Annotated in this window: 15 protein-coding genes and 1 tRNA gene; 13 read left to right on the top strand and 3 right to left on the bottom strand. The window is 67.6% G+C overall.

The features are described from left to right. Nucleotides 1–132 precede the first annotated feature (132 nt). From trpC to GVY39_RS12575, 9 genes are all read left to right on the top strand, one after another. Nucleotides 133–951, top strand: a complete 819-nt coding sequence (gene trpC / locus GVY39_RS12535) for an indole-3-glycerol phosphate synthase TrpC (protein WP_040777193.1) — start codon at nt 133–135, stop codon at nt 949–951. Continuing rightward, on the top strand, nt 948–2,222 hold the full coding sequence (gene trpB, locus GVY39_RS12540) for a tryptophan synthase subunit beta (RefSeq protein WP_159923803.1): 1,275 nt from the start codon (nt 948–950) through the stop codon (nt 2,220–2,222). Before trpC ends, trpB begins: the two co-directional genes overlap by 4 nt. Continuing rightward, entirely contained in the window at nt 2,219–3,019 is an 801-nt protein-coding gene (gene trpA / locus GVY39_RS12545; RefSeq protein WP_159923805.1) for a tryptophan synthase subunit alpha, read from the top strand. The genes trpB and trpA overlap by 4 nt, the downstream gene beginning before the upstream one ends. A gap of 255 nt (nt 3,020–3,274) precedes the next feature. Next, a complete protein-coding gene (gene lgt / locus GVY39_RS12550; RefSeq protein WP_236565425.1) occupies nt 3,275–4,468 on the top strand; it encodes a prolipoprotein diacylglyceryl transferase in 1,194 nt (397 codons plus the stop codon). A gap of 230 nt (nt 4,469–4,698) precedes the next feature. After that, nucleotides 4,699–5,193, top strand: coding sequence for a TM2 domain-containing protein (locus GVY39_RS12555; RefSeq protein WP_159923807.1), 495 nt, complete (start codon nt 4,699–4,701; stop codon nt 5,191–5,193). A 221-nt stretch (nt 5,194–5,414) separates the two neighbouring features. After that, nucleotides 5,415–6,140: a transporter substrate-binding domain-containing protein gene (locus GVY39_RS12560; protein WP_159924028.1), complete on the top strand. Its 726-nt coding sequence runs from the start codon at nt 5,415–5,417 to the stop codon at nt 6,138–6,140. A gap of 12 nt (nt 6,141–6,152) precedes the next feature. After that, a complete protein-coding gene (locus tag GVY39_RS12565) occupies nt 6,153–6,821 on the top strand; it encodes an amino acid ABC transporter permease (RefSeq protein ID WP_159923809.1) in 669 nt (222 codons plus the stop codon). A gap of 102 nt (nt 6,822–6,923) precedes the next feature. Beyond that, entirely contained in the window at nt 6,924–8,342 is a 1,419-nt protein-coding gene (gene pyk / locus GVY39_RS12570; protein WP_195071681.1) for a pyruvate kinase, read from the top strand. A gap of 95 nt (nt 8,343–8,437) precedes the next feature. Next, nucleotides 8,438–9,250 carry an acyl-CoA thioesterase II gene (locus GVY39_RS12575; protein ID WP_223522117.1) on the top strand — a complete coding sequence of 271 codons (813 nt, stop codon included), beginning with the start codon at nt 8,438–8,440 and terminating at the stop codon, nt 9,248–9,250. A gap of 2 nt (nt 9,251–9,252) precedes the next feature. Here the strand turns inward: GVY39_RS12575 and GVY39_RS12580 are convergent, their stop codons facing one another. The 3 genes from GVY39_RS12580 to GVY39_RS12590 all read right to left on the bottom strand — a co-directional run bounded on the left by GVY39_RS12580 (nt 9,253) and on the right by GVY39_RS12590 (nt 11,528). Continuing rightward, entirely contained in the window at nt 9,253–9,678 is a 426-nt protein-coding gene (locus tag GVY39_RS12580) for a hypothetical protein (protein ID WP_159923813.1), read from the bottom strand. Between the two features lie 154 nt (nt 9,679–9,832). Further along, nucleotides 9,833–10,453: a low molecular weight phosphatase family protein gene (locus GVY39_RS12585; RefSeq protein ID WP_159924032.1), complete on the bottom strand. Its 621-nt coding sequence runs from the start codon at nt 10,451–10,453 to the stop codon at nt 9,833–9,835. Between the two features lie 991 nt (nt 10,454–11,444). Beyond that, a tRNA-Leu gene (locus tag GVY39_RS12590) sits at nt 11,445–11,528 on the bottom strand. Between the two features lie 223 nt (nt 11,529–11,751). Here GVY39_RS12590 and GVY39_RS12595 point away from each other — a divergent pair. From GVY39_RS12595 to GVY39_RS12610, 4 genes are all read left to right on the top strand, one after another. Further along, nucleotides 11,752–12,369, top strand: coding sequence for an ANTAR domain-containing response regulator (locus tag GVY39_RS12595; protein WP_040777220.1), 618 nt, complete (start codon nt 11,752–11,754; stop codon nt 12,367–12,369). A gap of 182 nt (nt 12,370–12,551) precedes the next feature. Continuing rightward, on the top strand, nt 12,552–13,793 hold the full coding sequence (locus GVY39_RS12600) for a branched-chain amino acid ABC transporter substrate-binding protein (protein WP_321212649.1): 1,242 nt from the start codon (nt 12,552–12,554) through the stop codon (nt 13,791–13,793). Nucleotides 13,794–13,886: 93 nt separating this feature from the next. After that, nucleotides 13,887–14,924, top strand: a complete 1,038-nt coding sequence (locus GVY39_RS12605) for a branched-chain amino acid ABC transporter permease (RefSeq protein ID WP_159923815.1) — start codon at nt 13,887–13,889, stop codon at nt 14,922–14,924. Next, nucleotides 14,921–16,336, top strand: coding sequence for a branched-chain amino acid ABC transporter permease (locus tag GVY39_RS12610; protein ID WP_159923817.1), 1,416 nt, complete (start codon nt 14,921–14,923; stop codon nt 16,334–16,336). Before GVY39_RS12605 ends, GVY39_RS12610 begins: the two co-directional genes overlap by 4 nt. Nucleotides 16,337–16,358 lie beyond the last annotated feature (22 nt).

The raw sequence follows: 16,358 nt of genomic DNA on the forward strand, positions 1-16,358 counted from the left end.
CGCGTGGTTCAACCCGAGCCCCGGCGCGTACGCGCCCGGTAGGTCCATTTATTCTTTGTCAGCATCGGTGAGACAGCGCCTGGGGGGATTCTCAGGTAGCAAGTCCGTCTCCCCAGAAAGGATTCGAGCCAGATGACGGTACTCGACTCGATTCTCGACGGGGTCCGCGCGGATGTGGCCGCTCGGGAAGCCCTTCTCGACTTCCAGGCGGTCAAGGCGGCCGCCGCGGCGGCGCCCGCGCCGCTGGACGCCCGCGCCGCGCTGCTCGAGGACGGCATCGGCGTGATCGCCGAGGTCAAGCGGGCAAGTCCGTCCAAGGGCGAGCTGGCGGACATCCCGGACCCCGCGAGCCTGGCCAAGGCCTACGAGGACGGCGGAGCCCGGATCATCAGCGTGCTCACCGAGGGCCGCCGCTTCAACGGGTCGCTGGACGACCTGGACGCGGTCCGCGCCACGGTGAACATCCCGATCCTGCGCAAGGACTTCGTCGTCGGCCCGTACCAGATCCACGAGGCGCGCGCGCACGGCGCGGATGTCATCCTGCTGATCGTCGCGGCGCTGGAACAGGACGTCCTGTCCTCCCTCATCGATCGCACCGAGTCGCTGGGAATGACCGCGCTGGTCGAGGTGCACACCGAGGAGGAGGCCGACCGCGCGCTGGAGGCGGGCGCGTCGGTGATCGGCGTGAACGCCCGCAACCTCAAGACGCTCGAGGTCGACCGCGACGTCTTCGCTCGGATCGCGCCCGGACTGCCCACCGAGGTCATCCGGATCGCCGAGTCGGGCATCCGCGGCACCGCCGACCTGCTGGCCTACGCGGGTGCGGGCGCGGACGCCGTCCTCGTCGGCGAGGGACTTGTGACCAGTGGCGACCCCCGTGCGGCGGTCTCGGAGCTGGTGACCGCGGGTACCCACCCGTCCTGCCCGAAGCCCGCGCGGCGGGGCCGGTGACGGGCGTGACGGCACTACCCCGGGCCAGTGACGGCATCGCCCAGCGCAGCGGCCACGAGCCGGACGCGGGCGGGCACTTCGGCGTCTACGGCGGCAGGCACGTCCCCGAGGCGCTGATGGCCGTGATCGAGGAGGTCACCGCCGAGTACGAGAAGTCACGGCTCGACGAGTCCTTCCTCAACGAGCTCGACCGGCTCCAGCGCGACTACACCGGCCGTCCGTCGCCGGTGTTCGAGTGCACGCGGCTGTCGGAGCACGCGGGCGGCGCCCGCATCCTGCTCAAGCGCGAAGACTTGAACCACACCGGATCGCACAAGATCAACAACGTGCTCGGTCAGGCATTGCTCGCCAAGCGGATGGGCAAGACCAGGGTGATCGCCGAGACCGGCGCGGGCCAGCACGGCGTCGCGACAGCGACCGCCTGCGCCCTGCTCGGGCTGGACTGCGTCGTCTACATGGGCGCGGTCGACACGGCGCGCCAGGCGTTGAACGTGGCGCGCATGCGCCTGCTCGGCGCGGAGGTGATCTCGGTGACGTCGGGTTCGCAGACTCTCAAGGACGCCATCAACGAGGCGCTGCGCGACTGGGTGACCAACGCCGACGACACCTACTACTGCTTCGGCACCGCGGCGGGTCCGCATCCGTTCCCGATGCTGGTGCGCGATTTCCAGCGCATCGTCGGCATGGAGGCCCGCGCCCAGGTCCAGGCCTCGACCGGCGGGTTGCCCGACGCGGTCGTCGCCTGTGTCGGCGGCGGTTCCAACGCCATCGGCATCTTTCACGCGTTTCTCGACGACGCCGACGTGCGGCTGATCGGCTACGAGGCGGCCGGTGACGGTGTCGACACCGGGCGGCACGCGGCCACGTTCACCGGCGGGACACCGGGCGCGTTCCAGGGCGCCTACTCCTACCTGCTGCAGGACGAGGACGGCCAGACCATCGAGTCGCATTCGATCTCGGCGGGCCTGGACTACCCGGGCGTCGGCCCCGAGCACGCCTATCTCAAGGACATCGGCCGTGCCGAGTACCGGCCGGTCACCGACAGCGAGGCGATGGACGCGCTGCTGCTGCTCAGCCGCAGCGAGGGCATCATCCCCGCGATCGAGTCGGCGCACGCGGTGGCGGGCGCGCTGCAACTGGGCAAGGAACTCGGCCCGGGCGCGGTCATCCTGGTGAACCTCTCGGGCCGGGGCGACAAGGACATGGATACGGCAGCGCGGTGGTTCGGGCTGTTCGGCGCCGAGAACGAGCCGCAGGAGGCCGACCAGTGAGCCAGCAATCCCGCCTGGCCAACACCTTCGCCGCCTGCCGCGCCGAGGGCAGGGCGGCGCTGATCGGTTACCTGCCCGCGGGCTACCCGGACCTGGCCGGCTCCATCGAGGTCGTGCGCACGATGGTCGAGGCCGGATGCGACATCATCGAGGTCGGCGTCGCCTACTCCGATCCGGTGATGGACGGCCCGACCATCCAGGCCGCGGCCGAGCAGGCGTTGCGCGGCGGCGTGCGGGTGCGCGACGTGTTCACCGTGGTCGAGGCGATCACCGGCGCGGGCGGCAAGGCCGTCGTGATGAGCTACTGGAATCCCGTACTCAAGTACGGCGTCGACAGCTTCGCGCGGGATCTGGCCGCCGCGGGCGGCGCGGGCATCATCACCCCGAACCTGATCCCGGAGGAGGCCGACGACTGGTTCGTCGCCTCGTCCACGCACAATCTGGACCGCATCTTCCTGGTCGCGCCGTCGTCCACCGAGGAGCGCCTGGTGAAGACGCTCGAGGCCAGCCGCGGTTTCGTGTACGCGGCCTCGACCATGGGCGTCACCGGCGCGCGCGACGCGGTGTCCTCGGCAGCGCCCGCGCTGTGCGCCCGCATCCGGTCCCACTCCGACATCCCGATCGGCGTCGGCCTCGGTGTTCGCTCGGGCGAGCAGGCCGCCGAGATCGCCTCCTACGCCGACGGTGTCATCGTCGGTTCGGCGTTGGTGAGTGCGGCGGGCCGCGGACTGGACGCGGTGCGGGCACTCACCGCGGAACTGGCTCGAGGGGTGCGGTCGGCGACCGTCGCGTCGTAGCCACCCGCCGGTGGCGAAACCGCGTCCTCCGCGACGGCGGACGAACGAACTCGCGTACCGCTCCCGGACCGTCTGCCGCTATGCGTGAGTGGCCTCGTCGTGTGCTGCACCGCGCGCCCTTGGCCCCCCGATGACCCGAGAAGGCGATAGCTCTCACGGCGGTGGGAGCGTCGCGCGCGGCATGGGCGTGCCCGGCCACGGCGGGGGCGGTGCGTTGGTGGCGAGTCGGCTGAGACTCTCCGCTACGGTTGCCCCGTGACGTTACGAGTCCTCGCAGACAGTGTCCTGGCCGACGGCGGCGTCAGCGGCGCCGTGCTGGCCTACCTCCCCAGCCCCGCGCAGGGCGTGTGGCAGATCGGGCCGTTCCCGCTGCGGGCCTACGCCCTGTGCATCATCCTCGGCATCGTCGTCGCGATCTGGTGGGGCGAACGGCGTTGGCGCGCTCGCGGCGGGCAGCCCGGTGCGATCCTGGACGTCGCGATGTTCGCGGTGCCGTTCGGTCTGGTCGGCGGCAGGCTCTACCACGTGGCCACCGACTGGCAGAAGTACTTCGGCGCGGACGGGAATCCGGTCGACGCGCTGAAGATCTACCAAGGCGGGCTCGGTATCTGGGGCGCGGTGCTGCTGGGTGGCGTCGGCGCCTGGATCGGCTGCCGGGTGTACCGGATCCCGTTGCCCGCCTTGGGCGACGCGGTCGCCCCGCCGATCCTGCTGGCGCAGGCCATCGGCAGGCTCGGCAACTACTTCAACCAAGAACTCTACGGACGCGAGACCGACCTGCCGTGGGGCCTGGAGATCTACCGGCGGGTGGGCGACGACGGCCGGCTCGACATGATGAACGGCGTCTCCACCGGCGTGGTCGAGAAGATCGTGCACCCCACCTTCCTGTACGAGCTGCTGTGGAACGTGCTCGTCGTCGTGCTGCTGGTGTTGGTGGACAAGCGTTTCCGGATCGGCCACGGGCGGCTGTTCGCGCTGTATGTCGCGGGTTACTGCTTCGGCCGGTTCTTCATCGAGCTGATGCGCGCCGACGAGGCGACGAAGATCGCGGGTATCCGGATCAACTCGTTCACCTCCGCCGTCGTGTTCCTGGGCGCGATCGCCTACTTCGTCTTCGCGACGAAGGGCCGAGAGACGCCCGAGCAGTTGCAGCCCGGCGCGAGCCCGCGTCCGTGGCCGTGGCAGATCCGTGCGCTGCGTGCCGCGGGAGCGGCGTCGGCCGAGAAGTCCCCGGACGCTGCCGCGTTCGAGACCGATGCTGCCGCGTCCGAGACCGATGCCGCCGCGTCCGAGAGCGCGGTGTCCGATGCCGAGTCCGGCGCGACCGAATCAGGCGGGCAATCCGAGGCAGAGGCTGCCGGGGCCGGAACCGAGTCCACCGAAACCGCGCCGAAGAAGGTGGATTCGGAGAAGTCGGCCTCGGAGAAGTCGGCCTCGGACAACAGCTGATCGTTCGGTGCGTGCCTGGGTCGGATCCGTCGCCGCCGACAGCGAATTCTCGTTCGCGGCAACGATCAGGCGACCCGCCGCGATAACTATTCGCGGGACCGAACCATCCCGGGGCGACAACCCGGTCGATCCCGGTGACAATGACTCGTGATCGTCGCGAGCGGCAGTTCGGCGATCCAGCAAGGCCGGGGGCCGACAAGAGGGTGCCCGCACTAATGAGGAGGACATGAGTGACCGACCCTTACCAGCAGAATCCGGGTTCCGGGGGCCCGCAGTACGGCCCGCCCGGCACCGGCCCGGATCTGACCAAGCCGCTCGAGGCGCAGAGTCAGCCGCAGTACAACCCGCCGTCGGACCCGTACGGTCAGCCCCAGTACGGCCAGCCCGTTGACCCCTATGGTCAGCAGCCGGGTGGCTACCCACCGGCCCCGTACCCGGGTGGTCCGCAGGGCTACAACCCGAACGACCCGGAAGCGCCCTGGGGCCGCGACCCGTTCGGCGTACCGCTGTCGGACAAGCAGAAGCTGATCGCGGGTCTGCTGCAGATCTTCCTCGGCGGTTTCGGCGTCGGCCGCTTCTACCTCGGCTACACCGGCCTGGGCGTCGCCCAGCTGGCGGTCACCATCGTGACCTGCGGCCTCGGCAGTATCTGGGGCCTCATCGACGGCATCATGATCTTGGTCGGCAAGGTGCCGGATTCGCAAGGCCGCCCGCTGCGCGACTGACGGCGACGGTATCGATGCCGGCCGACAGGAGGGCGCGACGCGTTCTTCTGCCGGCGGGCACCGGGCCGGGACCACGGAGCGCAACTCTTTCGCGCACGACGATCGCGATACTGTCGCTCGGGTAGCTCCGGGCGTAGCATGGCTCGGATTCGCGTGCCGTGTGTGGAGCTCCACGCACCGAAGAGAGGGATCCCGTGCGCCGTAAGCTGTTCGCCGCCGCCATGCTCGCCGTCGTCGCCGCCACCGGACTGACCGCGTGCGGCGGCAGTGACCCTAATGTGCTGAAGGTCGGAACGGAGGGCACCTACTCGCCGTTCAGCTTCCAGGGTTCCGACGGCAAGCTCACCGGCTACGATGTGGAGGTTATCCAGGCGGTCGGCGACAAGCTCGGCAAGAAGGTCGAGTTCGTGCAGACGCCGTGGGACGCCATCTTCGCGGGCCTGGAGTCCAAGCGTTTCGACTTGGTGGCCAATCAGGTGACCGTGAACGACGAGCGCACGGGCAAGTACGCGTTGTCGGCGCCGTACACCACATCGGCGGGCGTGATCGTCACCCGAGCCGGTGACAACACCATCACCGCACTCGCCGATCTCGACGGCAAGACCTGCGCGCAGTCGGCCACCAGCAATTGGAGCAAGGTCGCCACCGAGGCGGGCGCGAAGGTCGAGGCCGTGGAGGGCTTCGTGCAGGCCGTCCAGCTGTTGAAGAACGGCCGTGTGGACGCGACCGTCAACGACAACCTCGCCGTCGCGGAATACACCGAGAAGACCGGTGACACGAGCGTGAAGGTCGCGGGCCGGACCGGGTCGGTGAGCAAGCAGGCCTTCGCCGCGCGTAAAGGCGACGCGCTGATCACCGACGTGGACAACGCGCTGAACCAGCTGCGCGCCGACGGCACCCTGGCGAAGATCTCCGAGAAGTACTTCGGGACCGACGTCAGCCAGTAGCCGACCACCTTCATGGACGCCGCCACCCGGGATCTCATCTGGCACAACCTGTGGCCGATGCTGCAGGCCACCGTCACCAAGACGCTGCCGCTCACGGCGATCAGTTTCGCCATCGGCCTGGTGATCGCGCTGTTCGTCGCGCTGGCCAGGATGTCGCCGGTGTGGCCGCTGTCGGCGGCGGCCCGCTGCTACATCTCGATCATTCGCGGCACCCCGCTGCTGGTGCAGTTGTTCATCGTGTTCTACGCGCTGCCGCAGTTCGAGATCGTGATCGACCCGTTTCCCGCCGCCGTGATCGCGTTCAGCCTCAACGTCGGCGGCTACGCGGCCGAAGTGGTGCGCGCTGCCATTCTCAGCGTCGCGGCGGGTCAGTGGGAGGCGGCGCAGGCGCTCGGCATGTCGTATCCGATGATGCTGCGGCTGATCATCCTGCCGCAGGCCGCGCGGATCGCCGTGCCGCCGTTGTCCAATACGCTGATCTCCCTGGTGAAGGACACCTCGCTGGCCTCGACCATCCTGGTGACCGAGTTGCTGCGCGTCGCCCAGCTCGCGGCCGCGCCCACCTTCGATTTCTTCGCGCTCTACGGGGTCGCGGCGTTGTACTACTGGGTGATCTGCCTGATCCTCGGGTTCGGGCAGACTCGGCTGGAGACCCGGCTGGCGCGCCATGTCGCACGATGAGTATCCGTTTGTGCCGGCTACGAGGCGTAGTTCATATTTTTCACCAAGGTTTCACCGTGGCCAGGGCGGGACCTGTGCACCGAGCGGGACTAGGCTCTACCCGTGATGCGACGGACGAAGATTGTGTGCACGCTCGGACCGGCCACTGCCACCGAGGACCGTATCCGCGAACTCGTCGAGAGCGGTATGGACGTAGCTCGGCTGAACTTCAGCCACGGTGAGCACTCCGACCATGCCGAGAACTACAAGAAGGTGCGTCAGGCCTCCGACCACCTCGGCCGGGCGGTCGGCATTCTGGCCGACCTGCAGGGTCCCAAGATCCGCCTCGGCCGCTTCCTGGAAGGCAGAACCGTCTGGGCGACGGGTGAAGAGGTCCGCATCACCGTCGACGACATCGACGGGACCCACGATCGCGTGTCCACCACCTACAAGGAACTGGCGCAGGACGCCAAGGCAGGCGATCGCCTGCTGGTCGACGACGGCAAGGTCGGCCTCATCGTCACCCGCGTCGAGGGCAACGACGTGGTCTGCCGGGTCACCGAGGGCGGTCCGGTCTCCAACAACAAGGGCGTCTCGCTGCCGGGCATGGACGTGTCGGTGCCCGCGCTGTCCGAGAAGGACATCGAGGACCTGGAATTCGCGCTGAAGCTAGGCGTGGACTTCATCGCGCTGTCGTTCGTGCGGTCCCCGTCCGATGTCGAGCTGGTGCACGATGTGATGGACCGGGTGGGCCGCCGGGTGCCGGTGATCGGCAAGCTGGAGAAGCCGGAGGCGATCGACAACCTGGAGGCCGTGGTCCTGGCCTTCGACGCGGTGATGGTCGCGCGCGGCGACCTCGGTGTCGAGCTGCCGCTCGAGCAGGTGCCGATCGTGCAGAAGCGCGCCATCCAGATGGCGCGCGAAAACGCCAAGCCGGTCATCGTCGCCACGCAGATGCTGGAATCGATGATCGAAAACTCCCGCCCCACCCGCGCCGAGGCATCGGACGTGGCGAACGCGGTGCTCGACGGCGCCGACGCGGTGATGCTGTCGGGCGAGACCTCGGTGGGCAAGTACCCGATCGAAACGGTGCGCACGATGGCGCGCATCGTGCACGCGGTGGAGACCGAGTCGACCCGGGTGCCGCCGCTGACCCACGTGCCGCGCACCAAGCGGGGTGTGATCTCTTACGCGGCCCGCGATATCGGCGAGCGGCTCAACGCCAAGGCGCTGGTCGCGTTCACCCAGTCGGGCGACACGGTGCGCCGCCTGGCGCGGCTGCACACTCCGCTGCCGCTGCTGGCGTTCACGCCGCTGCCGGAGGTGCGCAGCCAGCTGGCGCTGACCTGGGGCACCGAGACCTTCATCGTGCCGACCGTCGACAGCACCGACGCGATGATCCACCAGGTGGATGTAGCACTTCTGTCGATGGAGCGATACCAGAAGGGGGACCTGGTTGTCATCGTGGCCGGGTCGCCGCCCGGTACCGTCGGGTCCACCAACCTGATCCACGTTCACCGAATCGGTGAGGAGGACCATTAGTGAGTGCTTCCCTGAGCAGCCCCGTCGACATCGCGGACCCGCACGCGCCGCGCTCCGACCTGGATGTGCTGCTGGGTCTGCTCGATCTCGAACAGATGGACGAGGACGTGTTCGTCGGCCAGCATCCGGAGAAGGTGTGGAGCCGGACCTTCGGCGGTCAGCTCGTCTCGCAGGCGATCATCGCGGCGGGCCGCACGGTCGGTGACCGCCCGGTGCACGCCGTCAACGCGCATTTCGTGCGCGGCGGCGACGTGAAGAAGCCGATCGAGTACCGGGTGGACCGCCATCGCGACGGCCGCGCCTTCGCCAATCGCACGGTCACCGCCAGCCAGGACGGCCAGGAGCTGTTCGTCATGCTCGCCGCGTTCCAGGATTGGGGCACGGGACTCGAGCACGCGCACGCCCAGCCGGAGGTACCGGACCCGGAGACGCTGCCGCGGGTGGAGGAGAGCTTCGAAGGCTTGGAGGACAAGCTGGAGATGTTCGTCAAGGCGCCGCATCCGATCGACATGCGCTACACCAACGACCCGGCGTGGATCCTGAAGGGCACCGGGGAGCGGCTCAACCACAACCGCGTGTGGATGCGCGCGGACGGCAAGCTGCCCGACGATCCGCTGATCCACGTGGCGACGCTGGGTTATTCGTCCGACACCACGGTGCTGGACTCGATCATCACCACCCACGGGCTGTCGTGGGGTCTGGACCGCATCATCGCGGCCACGGTCAACCACTCGATCTGGTTCCACCGCCCGTTCCGTTTCGACGAGTGGGCGCTGTACTGCACCGAGTCACCGGTGGCCGCGGGATCCCGTGGGCTGGCGACCGGGCGCTTCTACTCCCGCAGCGGCGATCTGCTCGCCACCACGGTGCAAGAGGGACTCATCCGCCACTTCCCCTCGCGGCGTTAGGGTTATAGCAGTTCGAGGTCGCGATCGATGTCGAGATCGACGTCGGTGCGCTGCGATGCGCGAATCGAGACCGGGATCTCGTCTCCCGGCTCGGTTCGCGCGAGCCCCGAGATCGCATGCAGCAATTGCCGTTCCAGCGCGGCCATGTGGTCGCCGGTCAGCTGGTCGGGTGCGCCGACCAAGCTGAGCGCGATCTCGTAGGTGCCGCGGTCGTCCGCGAGTGCGCCGGGCACAGCCGCGGGGCAGCGGCCTGCGAGCGCCGTGTGGGCGGGGTCATCGATGTCGACCGGCAAGGTGAAACGCCAGGCGAACACGTCACGGTCGGTGAGGTGGTCGTCGACCACCGCACGCACGGTGTCGACGACGCGTTCGAGGGTTTCCGGTGTCACATAAACATGGAGCGAAACATCCGAAATGCGTTTCGGCATGTCTTCTTCCTGTCCTGTGTCGAACCAGCAACGGCGGAGAGTGTTGTCCGGCGGGAGTTTAATGCGTCCGGTGCGGAAAAGGACACAGCCGGGTGATAACAGGTTGATACGCGGTGAATCCCGGCGCCCTACCGCGCGCGGTCGGCTCCGGTGATCACTGGGTGCGTTGGGCGGCGAGGAAGGTCGCCAGCGGTGCGGGCGCGCCGCCGGGGCGGATCACCAGTCCACGGCGTTCGTCGTGCGGCCAGCGCGGCTGTTCGTGCGGGGCGAGCGCCAGCAGCAGCGGCACGAGCGCCTCGGCGATACGGTCGCCGACCTCGCAGAACGCCTGAGCGGACAGCCCGACCGGGTCGGCGATGTTCTCTCGGCCGACCAGCGACAGGTCGTTGCGTGCCCGGTGCAATTCTGCGACCGTGCGCGCGCCGGTGACGCGGGCGATCCGGTGGGCTTCCAGCAGGGTGAAGGTGCGTGACCCGGCGCCGAACGCCATGTCGACGACTTGGTCGCGGATCTGCTCGGTCATCGTGAGCACCAGGTCGGCCTTGTCGATCATCTCGGGCTTCAGGCGCCGTGCCCGGAAGCTGCCGGGATCGGCGCCGAGCCCGGCGATGGTTTGCGCGGCCAGCGGCTCGACCGGAAATCCCACGAGCGCACGCGTTCCCGCGCTCTCGGCGGTGAGGTAGGGAAGATCGTATTCGACCGCGAGGGCGCGCGTGAGCCGCTCGGCGATCACCGAACGACAAACGTTGCCGTTGCAGACGAACAAGACGTGCATACAGACCACGATAAACGGCGCGGAGGATACCAGAAGGGCTCGAGTCGTTAGTCCCACATGTGGGAACAACATATTCATCTGCTCGTAGCGCGCTGTACACGAAGCACACCGCTTTCGCCTGCCTGCCTGCGACGTACGTCACTGCGGGAGGTGCAACGGTTCGACTCCCCTCATGCCTTTACCCCTGACCGCACGCATTCAAACGCTGCCTTGTGATTGCTTCGTAATATGACGGCGATGCGCACCCGCCTCGTATTCGCCGCTTCGGTAAGGGGATTCGCGAACGCGGGGCTGGACCCTCGCCGGCTCTGCCCTGGATGCGATCGCGGTGCAGAGCCGGTGACCGCGCGAGGCGACGCCGGACGCGAACCGTACGCGCCGACCGCCGAGACCATGTCAGCGATGCCGTCACGGGTAACCCACCCCTCATACCCCGACATCACCTCTCGACCGGCCACGAGCACCATCCGCCAGCACAGAAGGGGAAGACGGGACACTTCGCGAGTGCTCATCCCGAACGCCACCATTCCCAACCGGCGCCCCCCATTCGTCGGCACTGAAGGTGGGCTTCCGCTCCGAAGCCGGGGGGACTACACCAGAGAGGCAGAGGCAGCGCCTCAACTGTCAAACGCCACGTTCCCCTGCCAACGCAACTACCCACCTCAGGGGTTTCGGGGGGCGAAGCCCCGCCCGAGCGGGGCCTGGGGGTTGCACCTCAGAAGAAGCGATGAGCGCCCCGCGCAAGCGCTCTCCGCGCAACGCAACCACATACCTCGGGGGTCGGGTGCGAAGCCCCTCCGAGGGCCCTCACGGTTGCCCACAGAAGAAGCGATGAGCGCCCCACGTAAGCGCTCTCCCCGCAACGCAACCACACCTCGGGGGTTCGGGGGGCGAAGCCCCGCCGAGCGGGGCCTGGGGGTTGCACCCCCGGAAGAAATGACGAGCGCCCCCCGCAAGCGCTCTCCGCGAGCAGGGGACGCCCAGAAGCGAGTGCCGAGTGTGGGACTCGAACCCACACGTCCTTTCGGACAACGGTTTTTGAGACCGTCGCGTCTGCCAGTTCCGCCAACCCGGCGCACCGGGTGGCAACTATAGCGGGTCGGGTGGCTGGAACGCGAATGGGTTGGTCTCTGCGGCGCGACCACACGGTTTGCGCAGGGTATATGCGTTCTATGCCGAAGTGAAAGGTACTCTTTACATCACTCGACAGCCCCGATGAGGCCGAAGGTCGCCCCGTGCGATCCCGGCTTTCTTTCGGTTCGGTCGGGACAGGGCATCGGAACCAGAGGGGTCTACCTATGAGCACAGCAGCTGGGGGCGCCGGCACCAAGCGGGACGCCGGGGCGAAGCGGGTCGTCGTCGCCGAAGACGAAGCGCTCATTCGCATGGATCTGGTCGAGATGCTGACCGAAGAGGGCTATCAGGTGGTGGGTGAGGCGGGTGACGGCCAGCAGGCAGTGGATCTCGCGGTCGAGCACCGGCCGGATCTGGTGATCATGGACGTGAAGATGCCGCGCCGCGACGGGATCGACGCGGCGGCCGAGATCGCCTCGAAACGTGTTGCACCCGTGGTTATCCTGACCGCGTTCAGCCAGCGCGATCTGGTGGAGCGGGCGCGTGACGCGGGGGCGATGGCCTACCTGGTGAAGCCGTTCACGAAATCGGATCTGGTGCCCGCCATCGAATTGGCGGCCAGCCGTTTCCACGAGATCACCGCGCTGGAGAGCGAGGTCGCGAATCTGGCCGACCGGCTGGAGACGCGCAAGCTGGTCGAGCGCGCCAAGGGTGTTCTGATGCAGACGCAGGGCCTTTCGGAGCCGCAGGCGTTCAAGTGGATTCAACGCACCGCAATGGATCGTCGCACGACGATGAAGGCGGTCGCGGAGGTCGTGTTGGAGAACCTGACGCCGAAGTGACGGGGCCCGCGCGAAAATTTACGCAGACGAAACGTGATCGTGAACAAGAATTCGAAACGATGTCGCGCGCATGATCCGAATGTGATGCGGAACTAACGTACCGACGCTATGTTCTGACCGGGCTGACATGGTCGGCCTCCTCGGTGAACCCGGGGGAGCACAGAACTTAGATGAGGTGAAACGTGCTTAGTTCGACATGGCGCAGTCGCTCGACGCTCGGTGTCCTGGCCGTCGGCGCCGCCGCCGCGCTGGTGCTGACCGGTTGTAGCGACAAATCCACCAGCAGCGGTTCGGATTCCTCGGGCACCAACGGCGCGGGCGGCTTGTCCATCCAGCCGGTCTTGCAGGTCGACCAGCAGGGCAAGGAGGTGCCGAAGGCGGACGCGTCCGCGGCGGCCGATCCCGCGGGCGACGGCAAGGCGACCTGCGCGCCGGGCACGGCCATCGCGATGGCGGGCGCGCTGACCGGTCCGGACGCCGCGCTGGGCATCAACATCGTCAACGGCGTCAAGCTCGCGCTCGACAAGCACAACAAGGCCAACCCCGGTTGCAAGATCGAGCTCAAGCAGTTCGACACCGAGGGTGACCCCCAGAAGGCCACCCAGGTGATCCCGCAGATCGTCAACGATCGGTCGATCATCGGCCTGGTCGGTCCCGCGTTCTCCGGGGAGACGAAGGCGACCGGCAAGATCCTCAGCGACGCCGGGCTGGTCTCGGTCACCTCTTCGGCGACCAACGCGACGCTGACCCAGAACGGCTGGACCACCTTCTTCCGCGGTCTGGCCAACGACGACGTGCAGGGCCCGTCGGTTGCGAAGTACCTGGTCAACACCGCGGGCTACAAGAAGGTCTGCGTCATCCAGGACAACACCGACTACGGCACGGGTCTGGCGAAGTCGATCACCGACGGTCTCGGCGCCGCCGCGGACCCGGCGTGCGCGGCCAGCATCAAGAAGGGCGACAAGGACTTCTCCGCGACGGTCACCAAGGTGGCGGCCGCGAATCCGGACGCCATCTTCTACTCCGGCTACTACTCCGAGGGCGCGCCGCTGGCCCAGCAGTTGAAGTCCGGTGGCGTGAACGCGGTCTTCGTCTCCGCCGACGGCACCAACGACCCGCAGTTCGTCACCCAGGCGGGCAGCGCCGCCAAGGGCGCGAAGCTGTCGTGCCCGTGCGGTCCCGCCCCGGAGCAGTTCGCCAAGGACTACGAGGCGCTCAACGGTCAGGCGCCCGGTGTCTACTCGGTCGAGGCGTACGACCTCACCACGATCCTGGCCAAGGGCATCGACGGCGGCAAGGTGACCCGCCCGGATCTGCTCGACCATGTACGGACGTACGACGGTGCCGGCCTCGCGCGTCAGTACAAGTGGGATCCCAACGGCGAGCTGTCGAACGCGCTGATCTGGGTGTACGAGGTCAAGTAGCTCCGGATTCCGGGCGCACGGCACGTATGGGGATTCGGCCGGATCCCCATACGTGCCGTTGTTCGGTGGGCGAAAGGATGAGGGCAGAAATAAATGAAACAAACGTTATTGGCCGGTGGGATACAACTCACGGCCGGTTCGATCGACTTCAACTACGAGGGGTTGGTCGATAGTTTCTGGCGACTGACCGTCGACGGCGTGACCTACGGCGCCATCTATGCTTTGGTGGCGGTGGGCTACACCTTGGTCTACGGCGTATTGCGGCTGATCAATTTCGCCCATTCGGAAATCTTCATGCTCGGGTTGTTCGGGCAATTGATCGGGTTGATGATCTTCGGATTCGTCGCCAGCGCGGATGTGTACACCCAGGGCGTGGTGCTCACCGTCGTCTATCTGGGTTTGGCGATGGTCGTGGGCATGGCGGTATCCGGTGGCGCGGCTGTCGGATTGGAGCGGGTGGCCTACCGACCCCTGCGCAAACGGGGCGCGAAACCGCTGGCCTTCCTGATCACGGCGATCGGCATGTCGTTCGTGCTGCAGGAATTGGTGCACTTCGTGCTGCCGAAGATCCGCCCCGATCTCGGTGGCACCAACGCGCAGCAGCCGATCCGCCTGGTCGAGCCCACCGTGCAGTTCAGCTTCGGCGGCGCGGACGTCACCAACATCATGCTGCTGATCGTGTCGGCGGCGGTGGTGCTGGCGATCGCCACCGAGGTGCTGATCAACCGGACCAAATTCGGCCGTGGCATCCGCGCGGTGGCCCAGGACCCCGACACCGCGACGCTGATGGGCGTGTCACGCGAGCGGGTCATCATGCTGACCTTCCTCATCGGCGGTGTGCTCGCGGGCGCGGCGGCGATGCTGTTCACGCTGAAGATTCCCAACGGGATCATCTACTCCGGCGGATTCGTCCTCGGTATCAAGGCGTTCAGCGCTGCGGTACTCGGCGGCATCGGCAATCTGCGGGGCGCGCTGCTCGGCGGCCTGCTGCTCGGCGTGGTGGAGCAGTACGGCCAGATCCTGTTCGGCACCGAGTGGCGTGATGTGGTCGCGTTCGTGGTGCTGGTTATTGTGCTGATGGTTCGCCCGACCGGCATCCTCGGCGAGAGTCTCGGAAGGGCGCGCGCATGACCGACACGACCAAGACGGCGTCGCCGGACACCGCGCGCCGCGGCCTCGGCGATGCGATCCGCACCTGGTGGGACGGTCTGAGCAGGCCCGCGCAGTGGGGCGTCGGCGTCCCGATTCTCATCCTGCTGGCGTTGCTGCCGCTGTTTCCTCCGCCACTGCTGAACACGCCCTCCTACAACTTCGGCCTGGTGATGGCGCAGGTGGCGATGTACGCGCTGCTGGCCATCGGCCTCAACGTGGTGGTCGGGCAGGCGGGTCTGCTCGACCTCGGCTACGTCGGTTTCTACGCGGTCGGCGCCTACACCGTCGGACTGCTCACCAGCCCGAACAGTCCGTGGAACCAGACCGACGGCGGCTGGTTGGATCCGGAGTGGGCGTGGCTGGCCTGTCTGCCGATCGCCGTCGCGGTGACCGCGGTCTCCGGCCTGATCCTCGGTTCACCCACACTGCGTCTGCGCGGCGACTACCTGGCGATCGTGACGCTCGGATTCGGTGAGATCGTCCGGCTCCTCGCGGAGAACCTCACCGAGATCACCAACGGCAGCCTCGGCCTGTCGGGTGTGGCCTACCCGCACGTGGGCGAATCCGAGAGCAAGCCGGAGGGCGTCTTCTCCGGCGGCAACAGCGGCGACCCCGACAGCGCGAACCTGCTCGACCGCGCCAGCTACGGCACCTACTGGTACTGGTTCGGCATGGTGCTGGTGGTCATCGTGCTGCTGATGGTCGGCAACCTGGAGCGCAGCCGGGTCGGCCGCGCCTGGGTGGCCATCCGCGAGGATGAGGACGCGGCCGAGATCATGGGCGTGCCGACGTTCAAGTTCAAGCTGTGGGCGTTCATGATCGGGGCCGCGGTGGGCGGCATGTCCGGCGCGATCTACGCCGGGCAGGTGCAGTTCATCAACCCCACCGGCTTCAACATCATCAACTCGATGCTGTTCCTGTGCGCGGTGGTCATCGGCGGTCAGGGCAACAAGCTCGGAGTGATCTTCGGCGCGTTCGTCATCGCCTATCTGCCCGCGCGGTTGCAGTCGGTGAACCTGGTGAGCAACGAGACGACCGGGTACGTGCTGCTGGCGATCGACGTGGCGGTGTTCGTCGCGTTGATCGTCTTCTGGCGGCTGTGGGCCGGTCGGTTGGGCACCTGGCAGCGGCGCGGCGTGATCACCGGCATGGTCACGACCGGCGTGCTGGCGCTGCTGCTGCTCGGCAGCGTGCTGCTGTTCCGCAAGGGCGGCGCGCAGTCGCTGGGTGACCTCAAATATCTGTACTTCGGTATCGCGTTGGTGGTGATGATGATTCTGCGTCCGCAGGGTCTGTTCCCGGTGCGGCAGAAACTGCTCACCTACGGCAGGCAAGTGGTTCTGGCCGTGCGCAGACCGGCCGCGGTCGAGCCGATCGGAGCGGGCCGATGACCGGGCCGGGCGCGGGTGACGC

Source organism: Nocardia sp. CY15 (genome assembly GCF_009829295.1).
GTDB classification, from domain to species: domain Bacteria; phylum Actinomycetota; class Actinomycetes; order Mycobacteriales; family Mycobacteriaceae; genus Nocardia; species Nocardia sputi.

Excerpts from the sequence above, each read along its gene's own strand:
- trpC (WP_040777193.1), top strand. The coding sequence starts at position 133 with ATGACGGTACTCGACTCGATTCTCGACGGGGTCCGCGCGGATGTGGCC.
- GVY39_RS12560 (WP_159924028.1), top strand. The coding sequence starts at position 5,415 with ATGCTCGCCGTCGTCGCCGCCACCGGACTGACCGCGTGCGGCGGCAGT.
- GVY39_RS12565 (WP_159923809.1), top strand. The coding sequence starts at position 6,153 with ATGGACGCCGCCACCCGGGATCTCATCTGGCACAACCTGTGGCCGATG.
- GVY39_RS12575 (WP_223522117.1), top strand. The coding sequence starts at position 8,438 with ATGGACGAGGACGTGTTCGTCGGCCAGCATCCGGAGAAGGTGTGGAGC.
- GVY39_RS12580 (WP_159923813.1), bottom strand. The coding sequence starts at position 9,678 with ATGCCGAAACGCATTTCGGATGTTTCGCTCCATGTTTATGTGACACCG.
- GVY39_RS12585 (WP_159924032.1), bottom strand. The coding sequence starts at position 10,453 with ATGCACGTCTTGTTCGTCTGCAACGGCAACGTTTGTCGTTCGGTGATC.
- GVY39_RS12595 (WP_040777220.1), top strand. The coding sequence starts at position 11,752 with ATGAGCACAGCAGCTGGGGGCGCCGGCACCAAGCGGGACGCCGGGGCG.
- GVY39_RS12605 (WP_159923815.1), top strand. The coding sequence starts at position 13,887 with ATGAAACAAACGTTATTGGCCGGTGGGATACAACTCACGGCCGGTTCG.
- GVY39_RS12610 (WP_159923817.1), top strand. The coding sequence starts at position 14,921 with ATGACCGACACGACCAAGACGGCGTCGCCGGACACCGCGCGCCGCGGC.